23 protein-coding genes and 1 pseudogene are annotated in these 21,979 nt (G+C 68.8%); 9 read left to right on the forward strand and 15 right to left on the reverse strand.

Features of this window, described 5'->3' with window-relative positions:
- Positions 1-3: 3 nt before the first annotated feature.
- The 7 genes from HF999_RS15465 to HF999_RS15495 form a co-directional block, all read right to left on the reverse strand.
- Positions 4-2,262 (reverse strand): LLM class flavin-dependent oxidoreductase, encoded by a 2,259-nt coding sequence (locus HF999_RS15465; RefSeq protein ID WP_168546753.1) that lies wholly within the window; start codon positions 2,260-2,262, stop codon positions 4-6.
- A gap of 157 nt (positions 2,263-2,419) precedes the next feature.
- Positions 2,420-4,417: an ABC transporter ATP-binding protein gene (locus HF999_RS15470; protein WP_246207903.1), complete on the reverse strand. Its 1,998-nt coding sequence runs from the start codon at positions 4,415-4,417 to the stop codon at positions 2,420-2,422.
- Positions 4,418-4,475: 58 nt separating this feature from the next.
- Positions 4,476-4,976: a cupin domain-containing protein gene (locus tag HF999_RS15475; protein WP_210733847.1), complete on the reverse strand. Its 501-nt coding sequence runs from the start codon at positions 4,974-4,976 to the stop codon at positions 4,476-4,478.
- A 112-nt stretch (positions 4,977-5,088) separates the two neighbouring features.
- On the reverse strand, positions 5,089-6,528 hold the full coding sequence (locus HF999_RS15480; RefSeq protein ID WP_168546755.1) for an aldehyde dehydrogenase: 1,440 nt from the start codon (positions 6,526-6,528) through the stop codon (positions 5,089-5,091).
- Complete coding sequence (locus tag HF999_RS15485) at positions 6,525-6,773, reverse strand: tautomerase family protein (RefSeq protein ID WP_312854159.1); 249 nt, start codon at positions 6,771-6,773, stop codon at positions 6,525-6,527. Before HF999_RS15485 ends, HF999_RS15480 begins: the two co-directional genes overlap by 4 nt.
- Complete coding sequence (locus tag HF999_RS15490) at positions 6,755-7,543, reverse strand: 2-keto-4-pentenoate hydratase (protein WP_168546757.1); 789 nt, start codon at positions 7,541-7,543, stop codon at positions 6,755-6,757. The genes HF999_RS15485 and HF999_RS15490 overlap by 19 nt, the downstream gene beginning before the upstream one ends.
- Positions 7,540-8,337 carry a 2-keto-4-pentenoate hydratase gene (locus HF999_RS15495; RefSeq protein WP_168546758.1) on the reverse strand — a complete coding sequence of 266 codons (798 nt, stop codon included), beginning with the start codon at positions 8,335-8,337 and terminating at the stop codon, positions 7,540-7,542. Before HF999_RS15495 ends, HF999_RS15490 begins: the two co-directional genes overlap by 4 nt.
- Before the next feature lie 177 nt (positions 8,338-8,514).
- Between HF999_RS15495 and HF999_RS15500 the strand changes: the two genes are divergently transcribed.
- Genes HF999_RS15500 through HF999_RS15510 form a run of 3 tightly spaced genes read left to right on the forward strand, consistent with a single transcriptional unit; the run spans position 8,515 to position 11,452 of the window.
- Positions 8,515-9,414, forward strand: coding sequence for a fumarylacetoacetate hydrolase family protein (locus HF999_RS15500; protein WP_168546759.1), 900 nt, complete (start codon positions 8,515-8,517; stop codon positions 9,412-9,414).
- 5 nt (positions 9,415-9,419) lie between these two features.
- The gene (locus HF999_RS15505; RefSeq protein ID WP_168546760.1) at positions 9,420-10,583 is read left to right on the forward strand and encodes an oxidoreductase; all 1,164 of its coding nucleotides are present in this window, start codon (positions 9,420-9,422) and stop codon (positions 10,581-10,583) included.
- Complete coding sequence (locus HF999_RS15510; protein WP_168546761.1) at positions 10,580-11,452, forward strand: VOC family protein; 873 nt, start codon at positions 10,580-10,582, stop codon at positions 11,450-11,452. Before HF999_RS15505 ends, HF999_RS15510 begins: the two co-directional genes overlap by 4 nt.
- A gap of 24 nt (positions 11,453-11,476) precedes the next feature.
- Here HF999_RS15510 and HF999_RS15515 read toward each other — a convergent pair whose 3' ends face one another.
- Positions 11,477-12,238: a GntR family transcriptional regulator gene (locus tag HF999_RS15515; protein ID WP_168546762.1), complete on the reverse strand. Its 762-nt coding sequence runs from the start codon at positions 12,236-12,238 to the stop codon at positions 11,477-11,479.
- A gap of 101 nt (positions 12,239-12,339) precedes the next feature.
- On the opposite strand from HF999_RS15515, the gene HF999_RS15520 reads away from it, so the two are divergent.
- Genes HF999_RS15520 through HF999_RS15545 form a run of 6 tightly spaced genes read left to right on the forward strand, consistent with a single transcriptional unit; the run spans position 12,340 to position 16,263 of the window.
- Complete coding sequence (locus HF999_RS15520; RefSeq protein WP_168546763.1) at positions 12,340-12,804, forward strand: SRPBCC family protein; 465 nt, start codon at positions 12,340-12,342, stop codon at positions 12,802-12,804.
- 33 nt (positions 12,805-12,837) lie between these two features.
- On the forward strand, positions 12,838-13,227 hold the full coding sequence (locus tag HF999_RS15525) for a nuclear transport factor 2 family protein (RefSeq protein WP_168546764.1): 390 nt from the start codon (positions 12,838-12,840) through the stop codon (positions 13,225-13,227).
- Positions 13,224-13,925, forward strand: a complete 702-nt coding sequence (locus HF999_RS15530; protein ID WP_168546765.1) for a class II aldolase/adducin family protein — start codon at positions 13,224-13,226, stop codon at positions 13,923-13,925. The genes HF999_RS15525 and HF999_RS15530 overlap by 4 nt, the downstream gene beginning before the upstream one ends.
- A complete protein-coding gene (locus HF999_RS15535) occupies positions 13,922-14,830 on the forward strand; it encodes a VOC family protein (RefSeq protein WP_168546766.1) in 909 nt (302 codons plus the stop codon). Before HF999_RS15530 ends, HF999_RS15535 begins: the two co-directional genes overlap by 4 nt.
- Before the next feature lie 30 nt (positions 14,831-14,860).
- On the forward strand, positions 14,861-15,400 hold the full coding sequence (locus HF999_RS15540) for a nuclear transport factor 2 family protein (RefSeq protein ID WP_168546767.1): 540 nt from the start codon (positions 14,861-14,863) through the stop codon (positions 15,398-15,400).
- Positions 15,397-16,263 carry an alpha/beta fold hydrolase gene (locus HF999_RS15545; RefSeq protein WP_168546768.1) on the forward strand — a complete coding sequence of 289 codons (867 nt, stop codon included), beginning with the start codon at positions 15,397-15,399 and terminating at the stop codon, positions 16,261-16,263. The genes HF999_RS15540 and HF999_RS15545 overlap by 4 nt, the downstream gene beginning before the upstream one ends.
- Before the next feature lie 31 nt (positions 16,264-16,294).
- On the opposite strand, the gene HF999_RS15550 is transcribed toward HF999_RS15545, so the two are convergent.
- From HF999_RS15550 to HF999_RS15580, 7 genes and pseudogenes are all read right to left on the reverse strand, one after another.
- A complete protein-coding gene (locus HF999_RS15550; RefSeq protein ID WP_312854160.1) occupies positions 16,295-16,702 on the reverse strand; it encodes a PPOX class F420-dependent oxidoreductase in 408 nt (135 codons plus the stop codon).
- 72 nt (positions 16,703-16,774) lie between these two features.
- Positions 16,775-17,542 (reverse strand): SDR family NAD(P)-dependent oxidoreductase, encoded by a 768-nt coding sequence (locus HF999_RS15555; protein WP_246207905.1) that lies wholly within the window; start codon positions 17,540-17,542, stop codon positions 16,775-16,777.
- A 63-nt stretch (positions 17,543-17,605) separates the two neighbouring features.
- Complete coding sequence (locus HF999_RS15560; protein WP_246207927.1) at positions 17,606-18,775, reverse strand: MFS transporter; 1,170 nt, start codon at positions 18,773-18,775, stop codon at positions 17,606-17,608.
- 161 nt (positions 18,776-18,936) lie between these two features.
- The gene (locus HF999_RS23060) at positions 18,937-19,758 is read right to left on the reverse strand and encodes an Abi-alpha family protein (RefSeq protein ID WP_312854161.1); all 822 of its coding nucleotides are present in this window, start codon (positions 19,756-19,758) and stop codon (positions 18,937-18,939) included.
- Positions 19,755-21,029 carry a DUF445 domain-containing protein gene (locus HF999_RS15570; protein ID WP_168546770.1) on the reverse strand — a complete coding sequence of 425 codons (1,275 nt, stop codon included), beginning with the start codon at positions 21,027-21,029 and terminating at the stop codon, positions 19,755-19,757. Before HF999_RS15570 ends, HF999_RS23060 begins: the two co-directional genes overlap by 4 nt.
- Before the next feature lie 203 nt (positions 21,030-21,232).
- A complete protein-coding gene (locus tag HF999_RS15575; RefSeq protein ID WP_168546771.1) occupies positions 21,233-21,688 on the reverse strand; it encodes a PTS sugar transporter subunit IIA in 456 nt (151 codons plus the stop codon).
- Positions 21,685-21,912, reverse strand: a pseudogene (locus HF999_RS15580) (PTS sugar transporter subunit IIB). Before HF999_RS15580 ends, HF999_RS15575 begins: the two are co-directional and overlap by 4 nt.
- Positions 21,913-21,979: the final 67 nt, after the last annotated feature.

Raw genomic sequence — 21,979 nt, forward strand, 5'->3', positions numbered from 1 at the left:
TCCTTACTCGGGACGGCGCGTGCGCGGCAGCGCCACGTCGAAGTTGTCGTGGAAGAGATTGCGCGGATCGTAGGTCTTCTTGATCTCGCGCAGCTTGGCCAGCGTCAGGTCCGGGTACGCGGCGTTGATCCGCTCGGGCCGCTCGTCGGAGTCGAAGCCGATGTAGGTGCCGACCGCCGACTGCGAGAGCTGGTCCCACGCCCCGTCGACCTGCGCGAGACGCGCTCCGCGGGCGAAGATCTGGAATCCCGCGTCGCGGTGGGCGAATGCCGTGTCGCCGACGGGCACGTCGCTGATCGCGCCGCCCATCGCACGGATCGCCACCACCCACACCACGCGGCGCTCGAGCATCGTCGCCAGGCTCGTCACGACGCCCGCGTCCAGTTCGGGCACCAGCGCGGAACGCGAGACCAGTTCGCCCCCGCCCTGCTGTCCGCCGCCGTCCTCGTCGTCGGGCAGCGAGCCCATGATCGCCGCATAGGGGGCGATCACGGCCTGCACGTCGTACACCGGCGCGAGCTCGGTGAAGGGCACCAGGCGCTGACGCACCTGATCGGGGTCCGACGATGCCACCATCACGGAGATCTGGGCCACCCGTGGCTGATTCGGCGCCGACGGACCGACGTGGAAGAAGGCCGTGGTGTCCCGCGGCGCCGCCTGGGCGACCCGCCCGTACCCGGCGATCAGGCCCGGAAGGTCGGAGGCGTCCACCACCAGTTGCGCCCACCCCACGTCCGTCCGGTGGGCGGCCTCGAACTCGAACTCCGCGACCAGCCCCATGTTCGCTCCGGCACCGCGGAGCGCCCAGAACAGATCGGGATTCTCCTCCGCGCTGGCGCGGAGCACGGAACCGTCCGCCGTGACGACGGTGGCCGCACGCATCCGGTCGATCGTCAGGCCGTCCTCCCGGCCCAGGAAGCCGATCCCGCCGCCCAGGGCCAGACCGCCCACCCCGACGCCGGGGCTGTCGCCCGAGGTCAGAGCGAGGCCGTACGGAGCCAGAGCGACGGCGACCTGGCCCCATTTCGCACCCGCGCCCACGCGGACGAGTCCGGCCCCGGCATCGAGCACCTCGACGGTGTTCATCCGAGCGAGATCGATCACGATGCCGCCGTCGTTGGTCGAGCGGCCGCCGATCCCGTGTCCGCCGCTGCGCACGGCGATCTCCAGGCCCGTGCCCGCGGCGAACCGCACCGCACTGCCGGCCTCGTCGACGGTGCGCGGCCTGAGCACGAGGGCGGGGGTCCCGGTCACGAACAGCGTCGAACGCACCCGCGCGTAGTCGAAATCGCCCGGCTCGACGGCGATCTCGGCGAGTTCCTCCGGGATCGCGTCGTAGTCCAGTCCCGGCGCCCGCCGGCTGCGGGCCTGCGCGGTGCGCGGCCATCGGGTGGGCAGTTCCACCCCCAGGTCGGCGTTCACCCGCTCGCGGAGGGCGGGGACGACCTCGGCCGCGAAGCGCTCGATCGCGGCTTCGTCGGCCAGGGTCACGAGGAAGGTCGAGACGCCGTCGCGCACGGCGAGCGGCGCCAGATCCTTGACCCAGCGCGCGGGTTCGCCGTGGCAGAATCCGTCGGCCGCGCCGGCGGCGTCGAAACCGCCGCGCACCCGGACGATGCGGGCGATGTCGCCCGCGTCGCGGGAGGCGAAGTGCGCGGCGAGGTCGATCGCGGAGTTGCCCGACCGCAGATCCTCCAGTGCACGCTCATCGCCGGTGCCCAGATCTGCCAACCACCCGTCGGCGGAACGGCCCACCAGGGACAGCAGCTTCGCTCCCGAGCCGCTCAGCCACAGCGGAATGCGGTGCTTCGCCGCCGGTCCCGCGTCGACGTGCGCCTGGAAGTGATCGCCCCGGTAGTCCAACCCACCCGCGCCAGGGGTCAACACTCCGCGCACGATGTCCACCGCCTCCGCGAGCTGCGCGACGGACTCCTGCTGCGTGTCGTGCCCGGTGGTGAGGGCGAGGCTCACCCGTCCGTCCGACAGTCGATCGAGGCTCAGTGCCGCACGCGCCGTCACGGCCGGCGGCTGCTCCGCCGGATCGAGCGATACCGGCAGCAACCCGATCGTCGTCGTTCGGCCCGCCACCCAACTCAGCGTGGTCCACGGGTCGAACCCCTCGGACGTCGCGTCGCCCTCCACGGCCACCAGGTCCAAACCCACCGACTCGGCGACGGCCGCGAGTCGAGCCGCCCGCGCGGGATCCCCCGCGGCGGCCTCGATGACCACGCCGAACCTGAGCGGATGCCCGAAGGAACCCATCACTACCCTCCCGATCGCCGCACCCACGGGGCGCGTCGGCATGAGCGCGACGGCCGGTCCACGGTGCGATTTCGATTGACTCTGTGCCCCGTGCAACGCACCCCTGGCCGACTTATTCCACAGGCGATGAAATCGCTGGCCGAAGGTCCGCGCGCCACTACTGGATCCTCGGCGGCCATTCGACGCCCGATCCCGCAGGCGGCACGGTGGCCCGTGCCGTGAGATCGGGTGCGGTGAGGGCCGCGATCTCCTCCGGCAGGTCGTCGGGCTCCGGGCACTTGTCGGCGCGCCGCGCCGGGAGCGGCGGCTCGTCCTTCGGGCCGGCGCCGTCGATGCGCGCGGCGGCCACCTGCTGCTCGGCGAGTTCGGCGTAGAGGCCGCCGACCGCCATCAGCTCGGCGTGCGTCCCGGATTCGACGATCCTTCCCGCGTTCACCACGTGAATCATATCGGAATCGACGATGGTCGAAAGTCGGTGCGCCACAGTGATGGTGGTGCGCCCATCGGCGACGGCGTCGAGGGCCTCCTGCACCACCCGCTCGGAGACGGTGTCGAGCGCCGATGTCGCCTCGTCGAGCAGCAGGATCGGCGGGTCCTTGAGCAACACCCGGGCGATGGCGATCCGCTGCTTCTCGCCGCCGGAGAGCCGGTAGCCGCGCTCGCCCACCATGGTGTCGTACCCGTTCTCGAAGCTCATGATGATGTGGTGCACGTTGGCCGCGGTGCAGGCCCGTACCAGTTCCTCGTCGGTGGCGTCGGGCTTGGCGTAGCGCAGGTTCTCCGCGATCGTGGCGTGGAACAGGTAGGTCTCCTGCGAGACGATCCCGACCTCATCGATGATCGAGGCCCCGGTCAGCGTGCGGACGTCCGCACCGTCGAGCCCGACCACGCCCTCGGTGGCGTCGTACAGGCGGGGAATCAGGTACAGGATCGTCGACTTGCCCGAACCGGACGGCCCGACCAGCGCGACGTGCTGGCCCGGCGCGACCGTCAGACTGACGTGATCGAGCGTCGGGCGGCTCTCGGGCGAGGCGTCCGGGAACCGGAAGAGCACCCCGTCGAGGGCGACGCTTCCGCGCGGGCCCGGCGCCCGGGAGGCGTCGATGGCGTCGGGTGCGTCCACGATCTGCGGGACCAGGTCGAGGTACTCGAAGATCCGCGCGAACAGGGCCCGCGAGGTCTGCACGTCGAGAGCCACTCGCATCAGGGAGACCAGCGGCTGCAGCAGTCGCGCCTGCACGGTGGTGAACGCGACGATGGCTCCCGCTGTGATCGACGATCCCGATCCGTCGGTGAGCAGGACACCCGCCAGCAGGTAGATCACCGCCGGCACCGAGGACATCAGTACCTGGACCACCGCGAAGAAGGTCTGCCCGCTCATGGCCTGTTTGACCTGCAGGCGGATCTGATTGGCGTTCTCCGCCTGGTATCGGCCCGATTCGGTGCGCTGCCGATTGAAGGACTTCGACAGCAGGATTCCCGAGATGCTCAGCGTCTCCTGGGTGATCGCGGTCAATTCGGACAGCGATTCCTGGGTCTGTCCCGCGATCCGCGCGCGCACCTTGCCCACGCGGCGCTGCACCAGCATGAGGATCGGCATGACCGCCACGGAGGCCAGGGTCAGCCTCCAGTCGATGAGCACCATGGCCACGATCGAGGCGACCACCGTGACCACGTTGCCCAGGATCGAGGTCACCGTCGAGGTGAGCACCCCGGAGACGCCGCCCACGTCGTTCTGCAGGCGCGACTGGATCACGCCCGTCTTGGTGCGGGTGAAGAAGCCCAACTCCATCGACTGCAGGTGCTCGAAGAGTCGCACGCGCAGGTCGCCGGTGATGCGGTTGCCGATCGTGGAGGTGAGCCAGGTCTGCGCCACGTTGAGCGCGGCGGAGAGCAGGTACAGCCCGATCATGGCCAGCACCAGCCGGACCAGCAGCGACAACGACGAATGCCCGGACGCGGGGAACAGGGCGTCGTCGAACACTTTCTCCACCAGTAGCGGTGGGACGACGCCGAGCGCGGCCGCGCCCATCACGATCACGCAGGTGGCCGCGATCTGCCACCGGTACGGCGCGAACAGCACCGCGACCCGGCGGCCGAGATCGGCCACCGCGGGCGCCTCGGCGTTGCGCCGCCGAACCGCATCCTCGTCCATGGCCGGCCGGCCCATACCCGGCCCTGGACCGAACCCGCCCGGTCTGCCCATGGGACGGTCAGTCGAGGTAGTCGGCGGGGTAGGTCACCTGCTGGAACTCGTCGTTGACGGAGTTCAGCAGGGCGATCCGCTCTGCGGTCATGTCGGGCACGGGCTTGAACTCGCCGATGGCCGCGGCCTCACCGATCTTGGCGAACATGCGCTCCATCCCGGTCGGCAGCGTCACGCACAGAACGCGGGCGACCGAATCCGACTCGTTCTTGAAGCAGTGGATGTCGCCGCCGAAGGGGATGTGCACCAGGCCCCCCTTGCCGACCACGGCGTGGCCGGCCTCCGTCTTGTAGGTCAGTTCGCCCTCGATGACGAAGAAGAACTCCATGAAGTTGGGGTGCGAATGGGGCGTGGGGCCGCCCCCGGGCGGCACGATCATGTCGAACGCCGAGTACATCCCGTTGCTCTGATCGCCGGAGATCACCACGCGATAGTTGTCGCCCGCGACCGCGTACACCTCGCCGTCGGTCGCCGGGACGATCTTGATGTTGGACTTGCCCTGCGCCACGGAAAGCACCTCTCAGGAGTTCTGATACTTGTACCTTCGCATCCTATGCATAACTGGGGATGGCTTCGGGCATCCCCCGAAACCGCGGAGGGGCGCCGAGGGGCGCCGGCCGCTACTGCTCGATCTGCATCACCACGGCCTTGGGCTCGGTGAAGAACTCCCGGCTGAAGTCGCCGCCCTCCCGGCCGATGCCGGAATCGCCGGCTCCACCGAACGGAGCCCGCAGATCGCGGATGAAGAAGCAGTTCACCCACACGCTGCCGGCCTTGAGCCGCGCCGCCATACGGTGTGCGCGAGAAAGATTCTCGGTGAAGAGCATCGCGTTGAGGCCGTACCTGCTGTCGTTCGCCAGGGCCAGCGCCTCCTCCTCCGTGTCGAACGGGATCGCCACGACCAGCGGGCCGAAGATCTCCTCCCGGGCGTGCCGGGAATCCTGTCCCAGACCGGTCACCACCGTGGGCGCGACGCGCCAGCCGTCGACGAAGCCGCCGGTCTCGATGGTTCCGCCCGAGGACTCGACGGTGCTCACGTACTCGGACACCTTGCCGAAGTGCTCCTGCGAGGCGAGCGGACCGATCTCGGTCCGCTCGTCCTGCGGATCACCGATCACCATCGCGGATGCGACCTCGGTGAACCGCTTCATGAACGTGTCGAAGATGCCGCGCTGCACGTACAGCCTGGAGCCGGCGACGCACACCTGACCGGTGTTGGTGAAGATCGCGCGGATCGACCAGCTGACCGCGTTCTCCAATTCTGCGTCGTCGAAGACGATGTTCGCCCCCTTGCCGCCGAGCTCGAGACTGACCGGCACGAGGTTGCGCGCACCCGCCGCGGCGATGATCCGGCCCGTACCCGACTCGCCCGTGAAGGTGATCCGGTCCACGTGGGGATTCTCGGTGAGCGCGGCTCCGGCCGAATCCGGCCCGTAGCCGTGCACCACGTTGAACACGCCGGGGGGAATCCCCGCCTCCAGCGCGAGGCGCGCCATGATCGTGGCCGAGGTCGGAGTGTCCTCCGCAGGCTTGAGGACGACGGTGTTGCCCCACCCCAGGGCGGGCGCGACCTTCCACGACTCCAGCATCATCGGGAAGTTCCACGGCGCCACCGCGGCCACGACGCCCGCCGGGTCGAACCGGGTGTAGGCGTGGTGGCCGGTATCCATCGGGAGGGTCTCACCCGTGGCGAGCCGCGCGTGGTCGGCGAAGAAGCGGAAGTTCATCGCGGTGCGGGGCACGTCGCTGTCCCGGGACTGCGTGATGGGCTTGCCCATGTCGTGCGTATCGGCCCGCCCCAGTTCCTCGGCGTGCTCCTCGATGAGATCCGCGAACCGGTGGATCAGGCGGCCGCGCTCGGTGAAACCCATCCTGGGCCAGGGGCCCTCGTCGAAGGCGCGGCGTGCCGCCGCGACCGCGCGATCGGCCTCGGCCGCACCGCCCAGCGCGATCTCGGCCCAGGGCTCCTGCGTGTACGGATCGATGGATGTGAAGGTCTCGCCGGAAGCCGACGGCACCTCCTCGCCGTCGATGACATGACCGAAGAACGGAAGACTCATGCCCGCTCCTCCCGTTCGGCCAGCGTGACGCCGCCGGCGGACCAGTGCGTGGACGGCACCTCCCGCACCACCACACGAATCTTCTCGTCCGGAACGCTCAGCGCCGCCTTGACCGCGTCATGGACGGACCGGAGCAGTTCTCGGATCACCTCCGGCTCTCGCTTCTGGGCGAGAGTGATCTCCACCAATGGCATTTCAGGTCCTCTCTGTTGTGCGTTCGAGCGAGTCAGCGGCACGCAATGCACACGCTGCCGAGATCCGCGAAATGGGCGGCCACCTGATGGCCCGGTTCGGCGTAGACCGCGTCCGTCATGCCTCCGGTGAGCACGATCCAGCCGGCCTCGAGCGCGATCCCGCGCCGTCCGAGTTCATTGGCGGCCAGCGCCAGCGCCTCCCCCGGGTGCCCTTGCACGGCGGCCCCGGTGGCGGAATCGACGACGTCCCCGTCGACCTCCAGCAGGCAGCCCTGCAGCGCGAGATCCAGCCCGACCGGCGAGACGCCGGTGGGATTGACCACGAACTTCGCGGACGAGGCGTTGTCGAGGATGGTGTCGGTGATCCGGAACCGGAAGTCCTTGTACCGGCTGTCGATCACTTCGGCCCCGGCGTGCACCGAGGCGACGGCGCCCATGGCGCGCGCGGCGGTGATCCCGGGGCCCATCAGGCGCTCGCCGAGCACGAAGACGATCTCGGGCTCGATCCGCGGGTGGATGAGCTCGTCCACCTGCAGCGGGATCTCCACGCCCAGCACCATCTCGTCCGTCAGCCAGCCGGTGACCGGCGAGTCGACGCCCATGCGCTGCTGTTTGGCGCGCGAGGTCAGCCCGAGCTTGACGCCGACCATCGTCTCCCCCGCCTCCAACCGGCGGTTGATCACCAGGTCCTGCACTCGGTACGCGGTGGCGACGTCCAGCTCGGGCCATTCGTCGGAGATCGGCGTCCGGTCGGTACGACTGACCTCGGCATGACGGATCTCATCAGCGGCCCGCTCGACGGTCCACTCGGATGCACTCATTCGCTCTCCTCACCTACGAATCGAACTGTGGCCGAGCCGATCCGGTCGAAGGTCGCCACGGCCACATCACCCGGTCCCACCGCGTGCGCCGCGGTGACGGAGCCCGGGAGGATCACCTCCCCGGCGCGCAGCGTCACCCCGTGCTCGCCCATCACGTTCGCCAGCCACACCAGGGCGTTGACCGGCGATCCGAGGACCGCGCCGCCGGCGCCGGTGTCCACGAGAGCGCCGCCCACCCGTAGTGTTCCGCCGATTCCCCGCAGATCGACCTGCTCGACGGGGACGCGCTGCGAGCCCAGGACCACGCCGCCGGACGAGGCGTTGTCCGCCACCGTGTCGACGATCCCGATCCGCCAGTCGGCGATGCGTGAGTCGATGAGCTCCAGTGCGGGGGTCACCCAGGCGATCGCGCCGAGCGCCTCCGCGGGGGTGATTCCGGGTCCGCTCAGGTCACTCCCCAGGATCAGGGCGATCTCCGCCTCCACCCGCGGGGCGATGAAGGTGCCCGCGGGCACCCGGCCTCCGTCCGGATAGAACATCGTGTTCAGCAGGTGACCGAAATCGGGCCGGTCCACGCCGAGTTGGCGCTGCATCGCCCGCGAACTGAGGCCCACCTTGTGGCCGCGGACGGCGGCACCGTCGTCGATCCAGGACTGGACCTGCAGCTGCTGGATCCGGTACGCGTCGTCGATCGTCAGCTCCGGGAACCGCTCGGCGATCGGCGTGATCGCCCGGCGCGTGCGATACGCCTCGGCGAGCTCCGCCGCACAGTCGGAGATGATCTGCGTGGTCATTACCGCACCCTCCTCGGTCGACATCAGGGAGATCGACCCGTCCCCAAAAGTGTGTACAGTTTTGTCGGTCAAGTCAAGCGTTGACATCCGGGCGAAACTGTATGCACTATGAAGCGAGGGGATGCACGGCATCCCTGTCAGTGCCCGACGAACAATCAGCCGACCCGGAGGAACGCCATGTGGACCCTAGTGACGTACCAGGCCGAATCCACGCCGCCCGGCTCGCCGGCCACGAGCGTCGCCTTCGCCGATGACGACGGCACGTACTGGAGCACCCCCGAGCTGTCCGGCTACGCCGATGTCGGCGCGGTCGCCCGGGACTGGCCGACACTCGGTCCCGTCCTGCGCGGGGTCGATCCGCGCTCCGGAACCAGGGTCGCAGCGGGCCGGATCGTGGCCCCGTTCCCCGCGCCTGGCAAGCTGATCTGCGCCGGCGCCAACTACACCGATCACCTCCGTGAGATGGGGATCGACTCGGTGCCGCCCACCATGGAACCGTTCTTCTTCCTCCTGCCGAGCACGTCGATCAGTGCGCCGGACGACACCGTCGACATCCCCTCCGATCCCGCCGCGCGAGTGGACTGGGAGGCCGAGCTCGGAGTGGTGATCGGCGCCCGCGCCAAGGAGGTCACGGTCGAGGAGGCCCTGGACCGGGTGGCCGGGTACACCGTGGTCAACGACATATCCTCGCGCGGCAGGCACCGCCGCCCGGATCCGCTGGCCCCGCCCTTCGCCTTCGACTGGCTCGCCTCCAAGGGCGCCGACGGATTCACTCCCATCGGCCCGGGACTGCGGCCGGCGTGGTTCATCGAGGACCCGCGGAATCTGTCGATCAAGCTGTGGCGCAACGATGTCAACGAGCAGGACGGAAACACCTCCGACATGATCTTCGATGTCGCGCAGCTCATCAGCGCCGCCAGCCACCGCATGACACTCGAGCCGGGGGACGTGATCGCCACCGGCACGCCCGCGGGGGTGGGCGCGGGCAAGGAGAGCTTCCTGGCCGACGGCGATGTCCTGCGGATCGAGATCGCCGGCGTCGGTTCGCTCCGGAACACCATGGCGGGAAAGGCGTGACCAGCATGAGCTCCGCGATCGAGACCCTGTTCGAACCGCTGCCCCTGGGTCGGGCCACCGCCCGCAACCGCCTGTCCATGGCGCCGATGTCCGTGGGATACGGCACTCCGGACGGGTTCATCTCGCCGAAGCAGGTCGAGCACTACGCGCGTCGCGCGGCCGGCGGCGTCGGCACCGTGTTCACCGAGAACTTCGCGGTGAGCCTCGGCGGCAGGCAGATGCCGCTGCAGCCGATCGTCTCCGGACCCGAGCACCTCCCCGGACTCACGGCGCTCGCGGATGCGGTGCACCGGCACGGCGCCCTCGCCATGGTGCAGCTCGTGCACTCGGGTCGCTACGGCGGTCCCTGGGAGGAGTACGAGGCACGACGCCGGCTCTCGCCGTCGGCGGTCGCCTTCGAACTGCTCCCCGGACGCGAGGTCATGCCCGACGAGATCACCCGGGCCGAGATCGATGAAACGATCGCCGAATTCGTCAACTCCGCCAGGCTCTGCGAGCAGGCCGGGCTCGACGGTGTCGACATCCACGCCGCGCAGGGATTCCTGCTGTCCGGCTTCCTGTCGCCCCGGCACAACCTCCGCACCGACGAGTACGGCGGCGACTTCGACGGTCGCACCCGGCTGGTCCGCGAGGTGGTCCGGGCCGTCCGCGAGGCCACCTCGAAGGACTTCGTGGTCGGCGTGCACCTGATGTCGGACGAGCTGATCGACGGTGGCTGGTCGATCGCCGAGGCGGCGCGACTGGCACCGCTGCTCGCCGATGACGGTGCCGAGTTCCTGTTCGCGATCCCGTCGACCTTCGAGACCTTGCGTCTGCCCGAGAACCTCGGACTACTGGGGCGCCCCGGGTACTCGCTCGGCGACACCGCGGCGCTGAGTGCGGCCACCGACATCCCGGTGATCGCGAACGGCGCCCTCTCCGATCCCGACCTGGCCGCACGCACCGTCACCGAGGGAAAGGCAGCCGGAATCGCCCTCGCACGAGCGCTCTTCGTCGATCCGGACTGGCCGAACAAGATGGAGCAGGATCGACGCGCGAGCGTCCGCAGCTGCCCCTGTCATCCGCCGTTGTGCCTGCAGACACAGCTGACCGGGGCCCAGTGCGATCACTGGCCCCCCGAGGCCCGCGAACGCGGTTACCTCGGATTCGAGCAAGGAGTTCCATCATGATCACCATCCCCGACATCGCCTATGTCCGCTCCGGCGTCGAAGACCTCGACGGGGCAGTGGATTTCGCCACCCGCATCGTGGGCCTGACGCAGGTCCCCACCGATGAACCCGGCGTCGCGCACCTGCGCGCCGACGATCGCGTCCACTGCCTGACCTTCGTGCAGGGTCCCTCCGGGGCGATCGCGACCGGCCTGCGCGTGGGTGGCCTCGACGAGCTCGCGGACGCCGAGACGCAGCTGGAGAAGCTGGGGATCACCGTGACCCGTGGCGACGAGGCCGGTGCCGCGTCGCGCGGATGCGGCGCCTTCATCGGCTTCGACGATCCGTGGGGCAACCGGGTCGAACTGGTCGCGCGCCAGTTCGTGACGGCCGATCTGCTCTCGCCGGGCCGCAACGCCGGGATCACCGAGTTCGGGCACTCGTGCTTCGACGCCCCGGACGTGATCGCCGCCGGGAAGTTCTGGACCACCGTGTTCAGCGCCAAGGTCTCGGACTGGGTGGGCGACAAGGCCTGCCTGCTGCGCGTGGATCCCATGCACCACAAGCTCGCCGTGTTCTACGGCGAGCGGCCGGCCCTGTGCCACGTGAACTTCCAGGTGGCCAGCCACGACGACCTGTTCCGGAACTGGCACTTCCTGGTGGACAACGGCGTGGAGATCATCCAGGGTCCCGGCCGGCACCCCACGTCCGGATCGGCGTTCGTCTACTTCCGCGGACCCGAGAACCTGACCTACGAGTACGCGGTGGGCACTCGCCTGATCCACGACGACGACGCCTGGACCCCGCGCGTCTTCGACGCCTCCCTGGAATCGTCGATCGACATGTGGCGCGGACCGATCGCACCCACTGTGCGCCAGATGCAGCTCTGACCTCGGGGCGTCCTCGGGGCGTCCCTAGGCCTCCACGACCGGGTGCGGCGCGACCACGATGCTGAGGGCCTTGCGTACGCGCAGCGGATCGAAGTCCACGGCACAGTGGGAAAGCACCTGCAGCGCAGTGCGCTCGAGGTGGTGCGCCATCAGGGACACCGCCTCGGCGCCGTCGTGCCCGGCGACGGCCTCCAGGATCGCCAGATGCTCGAGGTCGCCCGCCTCGGCCCACACCCGCGGGTCGAACTCCTGCGCGAGGCGGATGTAGCGCGTACTGCGGTCGGCGAGGGAGCGGAGCTCACCGTCGAGGGGCTCGCCCACGGCGTGGCCCAGGATCTGATGGAACTGCGCGTGCGCGACGAACCACGATTCGGTGTCGTTCTTCTTCGCCGCACTGCGCATCTCGGACAGCTTCACCTTCGCGCGGCGGGAATCGGCGGCGGTGAACACCTCCGCCGTCACCGACACCGCCAGGCACTCGAGCATGATCCGCGAGCCGTAGATCGAGTCCAGTACCTCCGGATCGAAGCCGACCACGCGCATGCGCTGGTTCGGCTCGAACTCGACGAGGCCCTCCTCCTGCAGCATCCGCAGCGCCTCGCGCACGGGTGTCCTGCTCACGCCGAGCTGTTCGCCGAGCCCCACCTGGGAGAGCTTGGTTCCGGGCGGCAGCGTGCCATCCATGATGCATTCGCGCAGGTACGCGTGGATGGGCCCGATCGACTGGCGTTGCCCGGCGATCTGCAAGCGCTCCAACCCATCCACGCGCGAGGTCCGTGTTCCCATGCGCACATTGTGCAACAGACTGCGAGCAAACCTGTATACAGGCTTGACGAACTCCGAAAAGTGCATACAGTTAGAGGCCAGAGAGTGAGGAGCACCACACGATGATCTTCGTCAGCCACGCAATCCCGGTGAACGAGCCCGGATCGATCCGTCTCAGCCGCGAGGACGTCTGGGCCGGCCTCGTACGGAAGGCCAACAACGCCCTGCCCTTCGTGCCCGCCATGAGCGACTGCACCGTGACGGGCCGGCTCAGCGAGACGGTCTTCGACCGCGACATCGTGATCCGCGGTGACGCCTACACCGAGCGGATCACCCTCGAGGAGCCACACCGTGTGGTGTTCACCCGCACGTCGGGCCCGATCCTGGGCGTGATCGCCAACGAGATCATCGGCGACGGGGACACCATGGAGCTGCGGTTCAGCTTCGCGCTGGTGATCAGCGGCGTCGAAGGCGGCTCGCCCCGGGAGAAGGAGTTCGCGGACGGGATGACCGTGGACTACCTCAGCGCGGTGAAGGCCACGCTCACCGCCATTCGCAAAGTCGCCTCCGGCGAAACCCCTTCGTAAACAAGTAATCACACAGGATCGCGAGGACCCGAAATGACCGCACCCGATTGGGTCACCACGACCTACGGCATCGTCGACGCCGAGGACATGGAGAACCTGCTGCCGCTCTTCACCCCCGGTGCCGAGTTGCGCTTCGGCAACAATCCGGCCGCCATCGGGCACGACGCGATCCGCGGCATGCTCGGCGAGTTCTGGAGCTCGATCGGCGGCCTGCGCCACGAGTTCGTCAACGTCGTCGGGGACGGCCCGACCTCCATCGAGGCGATCTGCCACTACACCACGCGGGCCGGGACACCGGTGCCGCTGCCGGTGGTGACTCAGATCGACCGGGACGGCGCCGGACTGATCACCTCGATGCGGGTCTACATCGATTCTGCGCCCCTGTTCGCGCAGATCGCGTCCGAGGCCGACGCCTCGTCATGACTCCAGCCGACCTCGTCGCCGAGACGGTGGCCGCCGCGCGGGTCGTCGCGGCGCTGGGCATCGTCGGCCCCTTCGGGCACGTGTCCGCGCGGATCGACGAGAAGCGGATCATCATCACCCCGGCGGCGCCACTCGCCTCCGCCACCCCGGACGAGCTGGTCACCGTCGAACTCGATGCCTCCGAGCTCCCGCCCCGCGCCCCGGGGGAGGCGTGGATCCACCTGGGCGTGTATCACTCCCGCGCGGACGTCGGCGGCATCTGCCGGGCGATTCCGGAGTCCTCCTTCGCCGCCGGCGCGGTGTACGACGCCCTGCGACCCGTCCACGGCCAGGCCGCGCTGCTCGGCCCGACGGTGCCCGTCCATCCGACCGCGCGCCTGGTGCGCGACCGGGAGGCGGGCGTCGCCGTCGCCGGCACGCTCGATCAGTCCGACGCGGTGGTGCTGCGCGGCAACGGCGCCGTCACCGTCGGCGCCTCGCCCGGGCTCGCCGTTGCCCGGATGCACCTGCTGGACACCGCGTGCCGAGTCCGACTCGCTGCCGGGAGGGACGCGCACGAGCTGGACGCGGACGAGATAGCCGCCTGGCGCGCCGCCGGACCGCCGCTGCTGCAGCGGCTGTGGAACTACCTCAACGAATACTCCGCCGCGCCCGCGGCGATCGATCGAGCACACCAACCCGAGAGGACCCCGCAATGAGCACCCCCCGTACCGATCCCGCCGCGACCGTGACCAAGCTCGGCTACGTCGGCTTCGAGACCCCCGACATCGACGCGATGGTCGACTACTACACCAAGAACCTGGATTTCGTGGTCGTGGACGCGGGGGCCGAGTACGCCTACCTCACCACGGGATCCGAGCACCACAACGTGGTGCTGCAGAAGACCAGCGCGCCGCGCGGGCGGACCTTCGTCGGATGGCAGATCGAGGAGTCGCTCGACGACGCCGAGCGCCGCATGCGTGAGCGGGGCTACGAGACCGAGCGGCGGCGCGACATCGGCCCCGGCTCGCCCGACACCCTGATCCTCACCGAGCCCGGGACGCAGACGCCGCTGCACCTGTTCTCGGAGATCGATGCGGTGGAGGTGCCGCGCAGTTGGCTGCGGCCCACCAAGCTGGGTCACGTGGCGTCCTTCGTGCCGGACCTCGACAAGGCCCAGAGCTTCTACGAGGATCTGCTCGGCTTCCGCTGGTCGGACACCATCGGCGACTTCTTCGTGTTCATGCGCTGCGGACGCGATCACCACACGGCGAACTTCCTCAAGAGCTCATCGTTCAAGGACCTGCACCACATCGCCTACGAGGCCCGCGATCTCAATCACCTGCAGATGATGCTGGACTCACTGGCCTCGAACGAGTTCCGGCTCGAGTGGGGTCCCGGCCGGCACGGCGCCGGCCACAACGTCTTCACCTACCACAAGGACCCCGACGGCAACATGGTGGAGCTGTTCACGCAGCTCGACCAGATCGCGGACGAGGACAAGGGCTACTTCGAGCCCCGGCCGTGGCACGAGGATTCGCCCCAGTACCCCAAGACCTGGGAGGTGGACGTCGCGGCCGCCAACAACTGGGGCCCGATCAACCCCGCGCTCATGGAGCACTGACCAACCCCCTTCCTCCGATCGGAGACCGACATGACCGACACCGCCTATCCCCCCTTGGAATCGATGGTGCGCGAGCTGTGGGACCGCCAGCAGATCGCCGATGTGATGCTCTCCTTCGGGCGGGCACTCGACACCCACGACTGGTCCCGGTACGCGACCACTCTGACCGATCCGTTCGATGTCGACTTCTACGACCTCACCGGACTGCCCGCGGGCCGGACGACGCCCGAGCTGTGGGCCCGGTTCGCGGAGAACGCCCTCGGACCGCTGGTGGTGCTGCACCGGTACACCAACTTCCACATCGACCTGGCGCCCGATGGCGACCCCGACCACGCGCACGCCATCGTCTACCACGTCTCACGCCACCGGAAGCCGAACAAGTCCGGCGACGACCACTACACGCAGTACGGCTGGTACGACAACGACCTCGTCCGGACGCCCGAGGGCTGGCGGATCAACCGCCTCAAGCACCAGTTCCAGTGGGCGGACGGAAATCCCAACCTGATCGACGGGAGCGACCCGGACTTCCAGAAGATGGCGGGAGAGATCTTCGGCACGGACCCGCAATGAGCGGGGACGCGTCCGCGCGCACCCACCACACCACCGTGGTGAACGGGATCCGCCTGCACTACGCCATGGCCGGCGCCGGCGAACCGGTCGTGCTCCTGCACGGGTGGCCGCAGAGCAGCAGGGAGTGGCACCGCGTGATGGCGGATCTGTCCGACACCTACCTGCTGATCGCACCGGACATGCGCGGCATGGGCTACTCGGGCAAGAACGCCACCGCCTACGACACCGACGCGGTGGCCTCCGACGTGCACGAGCTGATCACGGGCATGGGGATCGAATCGGTCAGGATCGCCGGACACGACTGGGGTGGCGCTGTCGCCTACAGCTACGCCGCGAACTACCGCGACGAGGTGAGCGCGCTGGCGGTACTGGAGATGGCGCCGCCCGGGTTCGGCATCATGGAGGCCGCGATGACTCCCCAGCCGGGCGGGAATTTCCTCTGGCACATGGCCTTCCAGAGCGTCCCGGCGATCCCCGATCTGCTGCTCGCCGGCCACGAGGAGGAGTACCTGCGCTTCTTCTACAAGGAGTACGCGTACGCGCCCGACTCGGTGCCCGAGGAGCACATCGAGGCCTACGTGCGCGATATGACCGCTCCCGGCGCCCTGCACGCCGGGCTCGGCTACTACCGCGACTTCTTCACCAGCGCCGAGCAGAACATCGCGCACGCGCGCACGCCGCTGACGATCCCGGTGACGGCGTGGGGCGGCTCGCACTGCCTGCGCGACGCGCCGAAGGCCTGCATGGATCAAGCCGCGGTATCCGTCACGGGCGGCATCATCGACGACTGCGGGCACTGGGTGTGCGACGAGGCCCCGCACACCGTCGCGAAGATCCTCCGGGAGTTCTTCGCGACGGTGTAGCCGGGTCCGGCAGCGGGAGCGGCGTTCCCGCCTACCTGTGGATGGTCTTGCGCGGCTTGAGGGAGTGCGCGGGGCCGGTGGAATCCGGGGTGAGGTTCACGCTCCACGAGACGTCCGGGGTGATGCGCATGTTCAGCGTCCCCGACCCGGCGGGCGCCTCGACCAGCTCGACGGTGCCGTAGATGCGGATGTAGCGCGGCGTCCAGCCGCCCTGCGTGATCAGATCGTCGAAGAGCAGTGCCACCTTGTTGTTTCCACTCTGGATGTTGCGGGTGCGGCGGGTCCGCGTGGGGTCGAATCCGCCGATCCAGAAGTCCCGGCCGTCGAACTCGTACCCGGTGACCACCAGGTCCGGCTGGCCGTCCGAATCGACCGTGGCGACGCGCACCAGCGGTTGGGTGCGCATGTAGTCCAGTTCTTCAGGGGCGAACGATGCCACGATGTGACCTCCGGCGAGTCGGGATGGAAGATTCTGCGATTCCACAGGATAGTCGGCGCGGGCGCGACGCGATCACAATTGCCCACCGTCCACGCGCAGGGTGCTGCCGGTGACGTACGAGGCGTCGGGCGAGACCAGGAAGGCCACGGCGGCGGCGATCTCGTCGACCGACGCCATGCGGCCCAGAGCCGCGAAGGAGCGCATGAACTCCTCCGTACCGATCTTGCCGCGGAGCGCGGGATGCACGTACTCCGCCCCCACCTCGGCGGCCATGTCCGTCGACGTGCCACCCGGGGCGATCGCATTGATGCGGATCCCCAGATCCGCGAACTCGAGCGCGAGGTGCTGCACGATGGCCTCGACCGCGGCCTTACTGGCCGCGTACAGGGTGTGCTGATAGACGGGGGTACGCGCGCTGGTCGACGAGGTCAGCACGATCGCCCCGCCGCGCGAGAGCTGCGTGCCCGCCGCTTGGGCCACGAGGAACTGGGCGCGGGCGTTCGTGCGGAAGACCGCGTCGAAGTCGTCCGCGGTCACCTCGTGGAACGGACCGAAGTGCTCGATACCGGCGTTGCTGCACACGATGTCGAGGTCCGCGACCTCGCGAGCCTCCGCGAACAGCCGCGTGATCTCCTCGGGTCGGCTGACGTCCGCCTGGATGACGAAGGCCTTGCGGCCCAGGCGCTCCACCTCCTGCGCGACGCTCTCCGCCGCCTCTCGGCCGCTGCGGTAGTTGACGATCACATCCGCTCCGTCGGCCGCGAGCCGCAGGGCGATCGCCCTCCCGATTCCGCGCCCGCCGCCGGTCACCAGTGCAGTCTTGCCATCCACGCTCATCATTCGTCCTTCGTCCGAGTCAGATTCTCTTCGCCGACTACAACGCTCGTTCGCGCAACTAATTCCCTATGCCGCGATGGCCACCGGCGCCGAGCTCCGGGCGTTGCGCAGGATGACGAGCAACAGTGCGGCGGCGACCAGGGCGCTGGTTCCGAAGAAGATGAAGTTGCCGCTGGCACCGGCCCCGCCGGAGAGCAACCATCCGCCCATCTGCGGCGCCATCACGGCGCCGATCCGTCCGATGCCCAGCGTCCAGCCGAGTGCGGTCCCGCGCAGGGCCTCCGGGTACCGCGAGGCCACGGCCGCGATCACCAGGCACTGCGTGCCGTGCGTGCCGATGCCCGCGATCACGATGATGAGGTAGATGACGCCGGTCGGCGGCTCGGTCAGTAGCAGGAGCAGTCCGATCCCGGCGAGGCCGGCGGTGACCACCCCGGTCCGGATCGGCCCGAACCGCACACCCGCCCATGCGGTCAGGAAGGAGCCTGCCACCGCGCCGAGATTCAGTGCGAGGGCGAAGGTCAACGCGCTCCCGAGATCGGCACCACCGTCCTGCATCAGCTTGGGCAGCCAGGTGCCCAAGCCGTACCAGGCCAGGAGGGTCGCAACGGTGACGAGGGCGAACAGGATCGACGCCGTGCGGTACCGGGGACTGAGAACGGCGCGGAAGCCCTCCCCCACCTCGGATCCGGCCCCCGCGCGAGAACCGCGGACGGCGCGCTCGTCCTTGGGCAGGAAGCGCAGGCCCAGGGGCAGGAGCACGACGAGCGCCACCAGCGCGAACCAGAACATCGGCCGCCAGCCCCACGCCGGGATCACCTGCCGGCCCAGCAGGGCCGCCACGACGCCGCCGATGGGCGCTCCGGACATCATCAGCGTCGCGACGGCGGCCCGGACGCGGTCCGGAACCAGCTCCGCGGCGAGGGTGTTCGCCGTCGGAACGAGGCCGCCGAGGCCGAGCCCGGCGATCAGCCGCGTGATGCCGAACATGACCGGGCCGGTGGCCAGCGCGCAGAACACGGTGGCCACGGAGAACAGCGCTACGCAGCCGAGCACGGCACGCCGGCGGCCGATGGCGTCCGCGAGGCGTCCGGCGACCAGGGCGCCGAACATCATGCCCACGATGCACAGGCTGCCGAGCGTGCCGGCCGTGGACGAGCTGATCCCCCATTCGTCCTGCAGGCTGGAGATCACGTTGCCGTAGATGACGATGTCGTAGCCGTCGAAGACGACCATGAGCCAGCACACGGACAGTGCGATGGCGGTAACCGGTGTGAGCCACCGGAATCCTGTGTCGGTGGCGGCGCTGAGGCGAGTATCGATCATTCATCGACTGTGGGCGCCGTCACAGGACCGCGGCAATGACCTTCCGCTGTGCAGAAAGACCGGTGACCGAGTCAGTGGGACGCGGAGAAGCCGTCCCGCGACGCCGAGGGGGTGAAGCAGGTCGCGTAGAAGTCCCGGCCGAACGGGGTGATCTCGATCCGGCGGCGCACCGTCTTGGCGTACCTGCCCGCCGCGCTGACCGCCTCGATGATCTGCGGCTGAACCTGGAGCAGCTCGTACCGCCGCACCTCGACCTGCTCCTTCGAGAACCAGATCAGGCCCAGGCGGTGCAGGTTGCCGAGATACGCGGCGATGCGCTCGGGGTGCCTGCAGCCCGCAATCTCGGGGATCATCGACAGACCGGCGGCCACCGTCTCCGCGCCGACCCCGAACGGCCGGTTGGTGCGCACGTCGATGGCGGGCTGCGCACCGTCGTCGAACAGCAGCCGAAGGATCCGGGCCTCGTCGGGGCAGAGCTCCTGCAGGATGTGCGCGAACGCCGGATGGGGAGCCTGCGCCCCGGCCGGCTCGGCGGACTGGGCGAGCAGTCGATCGCCCGTGCGGCGCAGCTGCTCGGCGGTGGTGACGGGCTCGTCCTCACGCTCGTCGAGCTCGTCGACGACCTCACCGTGGACGACGACGCGCGGCGCCACCTCGGTGGTCAGCGCGACGTCCACGAGATGGCCGGCCTCGCTGACGAACTGCTGCGTCAGCCGCTGCGCCGAGCCGCCGATCTCGCGGGTCACGTTGAACGCCGAGTTCGACACGCGCCCGAGCCGCCCGAGGAGGCCACCGCCGGACTCCCCCTCGCCGCGCACCGCCAGCTCGCGCACCTCGGCATCATCGGCGTTCCGCGCTGCGGTGGAACCGAACTCGTCACTCACGTCTGTCACACCCCGAAGATCGCTAGATGAAGGAACCCGGCGAACGAGCCGAGCACCGCTCCGTGCAGGAACAATAGCCACTCGTCCTGCTTGATCGCCGACCGGAGCAGCTCACTGAGATCGTCCGGGCCGAGCTTGCTCATGCGCTCGATGACGAACTCGCGGACCTTGGTCTGCTGCTCGGCCACGAACTGCGGTTGGCTGACCGTCGCCTCGGCAACCTTGAGCGCCTCGGCACCGACCAACTGCGGCACGCGGTCGTAGGTCTCACTCCCCACCGACAGTTTGACGAAGCCGCGCGCCCAGCCCGCGGCATTGTCGATCGACTCGCGCAGCACCGTCTCGACGGTGGCCCGGGTCCGGTCCGAGCGCGGTCCGTGCAACAGCTCGTCGCAGATGTTCTCGATGGTGATCACCTTGTCGGCCATCACCTTGGCGTACTCCTCGCCGATCTCCTTCTTCCGCTTGAGGAACAGGCCCTGCTTCCACGGCACCCACCAGGTGGGGTGGATCGGTTCGAAGATCATCAGGATCCCGATGTAGTTGACCACGTAGCCGATGACGATGCCGCCCAGCGGTAGCAGCCACCAGTACGGGAAGAAGTGCAGTAGCGCGACGAGGAGGAAACCCATCGGGAATCCGAAGTAGAAGCCGAAGTTCTGCATGAACTTCAGCTCCTTGCGGCCCATGTTGTAGAAGATGTCCTTGAGGACCGCAGGATTGTTGGTGAGGTACCGGATCACCAGGAGTTTGGCGTCGATGTAGTCGTCGATGTTCTCGCCGATGGTCGACGTGATCCGCCGTACGTCCTTCGGCAGCGATGCCGACACGCGGCGGTAGACGAGCAGCTTCACGTCCTCGGGGAGCGAGTACCACAGGCGCGGATTCTCGCGCCGCATCACGGATTCGACGATCGACGGGATCATCGGCAGCGACGAGCGGGTGAGCACCTCGGAGACGTGCTCGGGATCCATCACCTCGTAGAACTCGGCGATGCTGCCCACCTTGTTGAGCGACTTGTCGACGGCGATGCTCGCCATCTTCTCAGCTCTCGAGGGCACGATCCCCTGCCATCCGACACGGCCGTCCGGCTGGATGGCCGGGATCACCTGGACCCGCCGTGGCAGGAGGAGGTACAGCGTGGCCATGCCGGGAACCTTGACGCCGTAGAACCGCTTGGGCTCGAACAGCATCAGAATGCCGGTCCAGTTGGTGATGTAGCCGATGACGCCGGTGAACAACGGGATCGTGATGAGTTGCTCGATCAGATGTGCGTTCACGGAACACACCCCTCATCGACAGTGGTCGTCGAGCGCACCACGTACCCTCCATCTCCGCTCGCGCGGCCCGAATCACTTGTCCTACGAATGGTTCACGGTCACCCGCTCGACATCGTTCGCGCTCACAGTACTCAACCCGATGAGAGGATTACCCCTCGATTCGATCACTGTGACCAGATGAACACGCCGGAGCACACGCCCGATCACATCGCGAACAGCAGCTCCCCTGCAACCACATCGCGCTCCTCGGGATCCGCGATCGATCCGGGGCCGGAATCCATCACCACGACCGGACAGATCGCGCTGAGGCCCCGATCGCGAATGCCCGACGGGGAAAAGGAGATCAGCGGGTCCCCCGCCGCGACCCTCGCCTTCTCCGCAGCGAGCAGCGTGAAGCCCTCGCCGGCCAGATTCACGGTGTCGATCCCGACGTGCACCAGAACACCGACGCCACCGTCGCCGAGCACGATCGCCGCATGCGGATGCAGCTTGACCACCGTTCCCGCGACCGGGGAGACGACGACGGCGTCGGCACCGTCGGCGGGAACGGCCGGCTCGATCGCGACACCCGAACCGACCATCTGGCCCGCGAAGACCGGATCGGGGACCGCGGAGAGCGGCACCAGCCGCCCGCCGACCGGCGCGAGGACGTCGGTCACAGGAGGTCCTGCACTTCCTCCGCGAGGGCATCGGCGGTCGGCCCGACCACGACCTGGACCGCGGAGCCGGCCACCATCACTCCGTGCGACAGCTTCTTGAGCGCGGCCTGATCGACGAGACCGGCGTCCTTGACCTCTCAGCGCAGCCGGGTGATACAGCCCTCGACCTCCTCGATGTTGTCGGCCCCGCCGAGTCCGTTCACGATGTCCTGAGCCTTCGACATGCCTGCCGCCCTTCCGGTGAGGTTCGGGGAAACCGGCTCCCGCCGCCCCCAACTGGTTATAACCTGT

It is taken from the genome of Tsukamurella spumae (assembly GCF_012396015.1).
Taxonomy (GTDB): Bacteria; Actinomycetota; Actinomycetes; order Mycobacteriales; family Mycobacteriaceae; genus Tsukamurella; species Tsukamurella spumae.

Bases quoted from the DNA above. Each gene is read 5' to 3' on its own strand.
- HF999_RS15465 (WP_168546753.1), bottom strand. From the start codon at position 2,262: ATGGGTTCCTTCGGGCATCCGCTCAGGTTCGGCGTGGTCATCGAGGCC.
- HF999_RS15470 (WP_246207903.1), bottom strand. From the start codon at position 4,417: ATGGACGAGGATGCGGTTCGGCGGCGCAACGCCGAGGCGCCCGCGGTG.
- HF999_RS15480 (WP_168546755.1), bottom strand. From the start codon at position 6,528: ATGAGTCTTCCGTTCTTCGGTCATGTCATCGACGGCGAGGAGGTGCCG.
- HF999_RS15490 (WP_168546757.1), bottom strand. From the start codon at position 7,543: ATGAGTGCATCCGAGTGGACCGTCGAGCGGGCCGCTGATGAGATCCGT.
- HF999_RS15495 (WP_168546758.1), bottom strand. From the start codon at position 8,337: ATGACCACGCAGATCATCTCCGACTGTGCGGCGGAGCTCGCCGAGGCG.
- HF999_RS15500 (WP_168546759.1), top strand. From the start codon at position 8,515: ATGTGGACCCTAGTGACGTACCAGGCCGAATCCACGCCGCCCGGCTCG.
- HF999_RS15505 (WP_168546760.1), top strand. From the start codon at position 9,420: ATGAGCTCCGCGATCGAGACCCTGTTCGAACCGCTGCCCCTGGGTCGG.
- HF999_RS15510 (WP_168546761.1), top strand. From the start codon at position 10,580: ATGATCACCATCCCCGACATCGCCTATGTCCGCTCCGGCGTCGAAGAC.
- HF999_RS15515 (WP_168546762.1), bottom strand. From the start codon at position 12,238: ATGGGAACACGGACCTCGCGCGTGGATGGGTTGGAGCGCTTGCAGATC.
- HF999_RS15520 (WP_168546763.1), top strand. From the start codon at position 12,340: ATGATCTTCGTCAGCCACGCAATCCCGGTGAACGAGCCCGGATCGATC.
- HF999_RS15525 (WP_168546764.1), top strand. From the start codon at position 12,838: ATGACCGCACCCGATTGGGTCACCACGACCTACGGCATCGTCGACGCC.
- HF999_RS15530 (WP_168546765.1), top strand. From the start codon at position 13,224: ATGACTCCAGCCGACCTCGTCGCCGAGACGGTGGCCGCCGCGCGGGTC.
- HF999_RS15535 (WP_168546766.1), top strand. From the start codon at position 13,922: ATGAGCACCCCCCGTACCGATCCCGCCGCGACCGTGACCAAGCTCGGC.
- HF999_RS15540 (WP_168546767.1), top strand. From the start codon at position 14,861: ATGACCGACACCGCCTATCCCCCCTTGGAATCGATGGTGCGCGAGCTG.
- HF999_RS15545 (WP_168546768.1), top strand. From the start codon at position 15,397: ATGAGCGGGGACGCGTCCGCGCGCACCCACCACACCACCGTGGTGAAC.
- HF999_RS15555 (WP_246207905.1), bottom strand. From the start codon at position 17,542: ATGATGAGCGTGGATGGCAAGACTGCACTGGTGACCGGCGGCGGGCGC.
- HF999_RS15560 (WP_246207927.1), bottom strand. From the start codon at position 18,775: ATGGTCGTCTTCGACGGCTACGACATCGTCATCTACGGCAACGTGATC.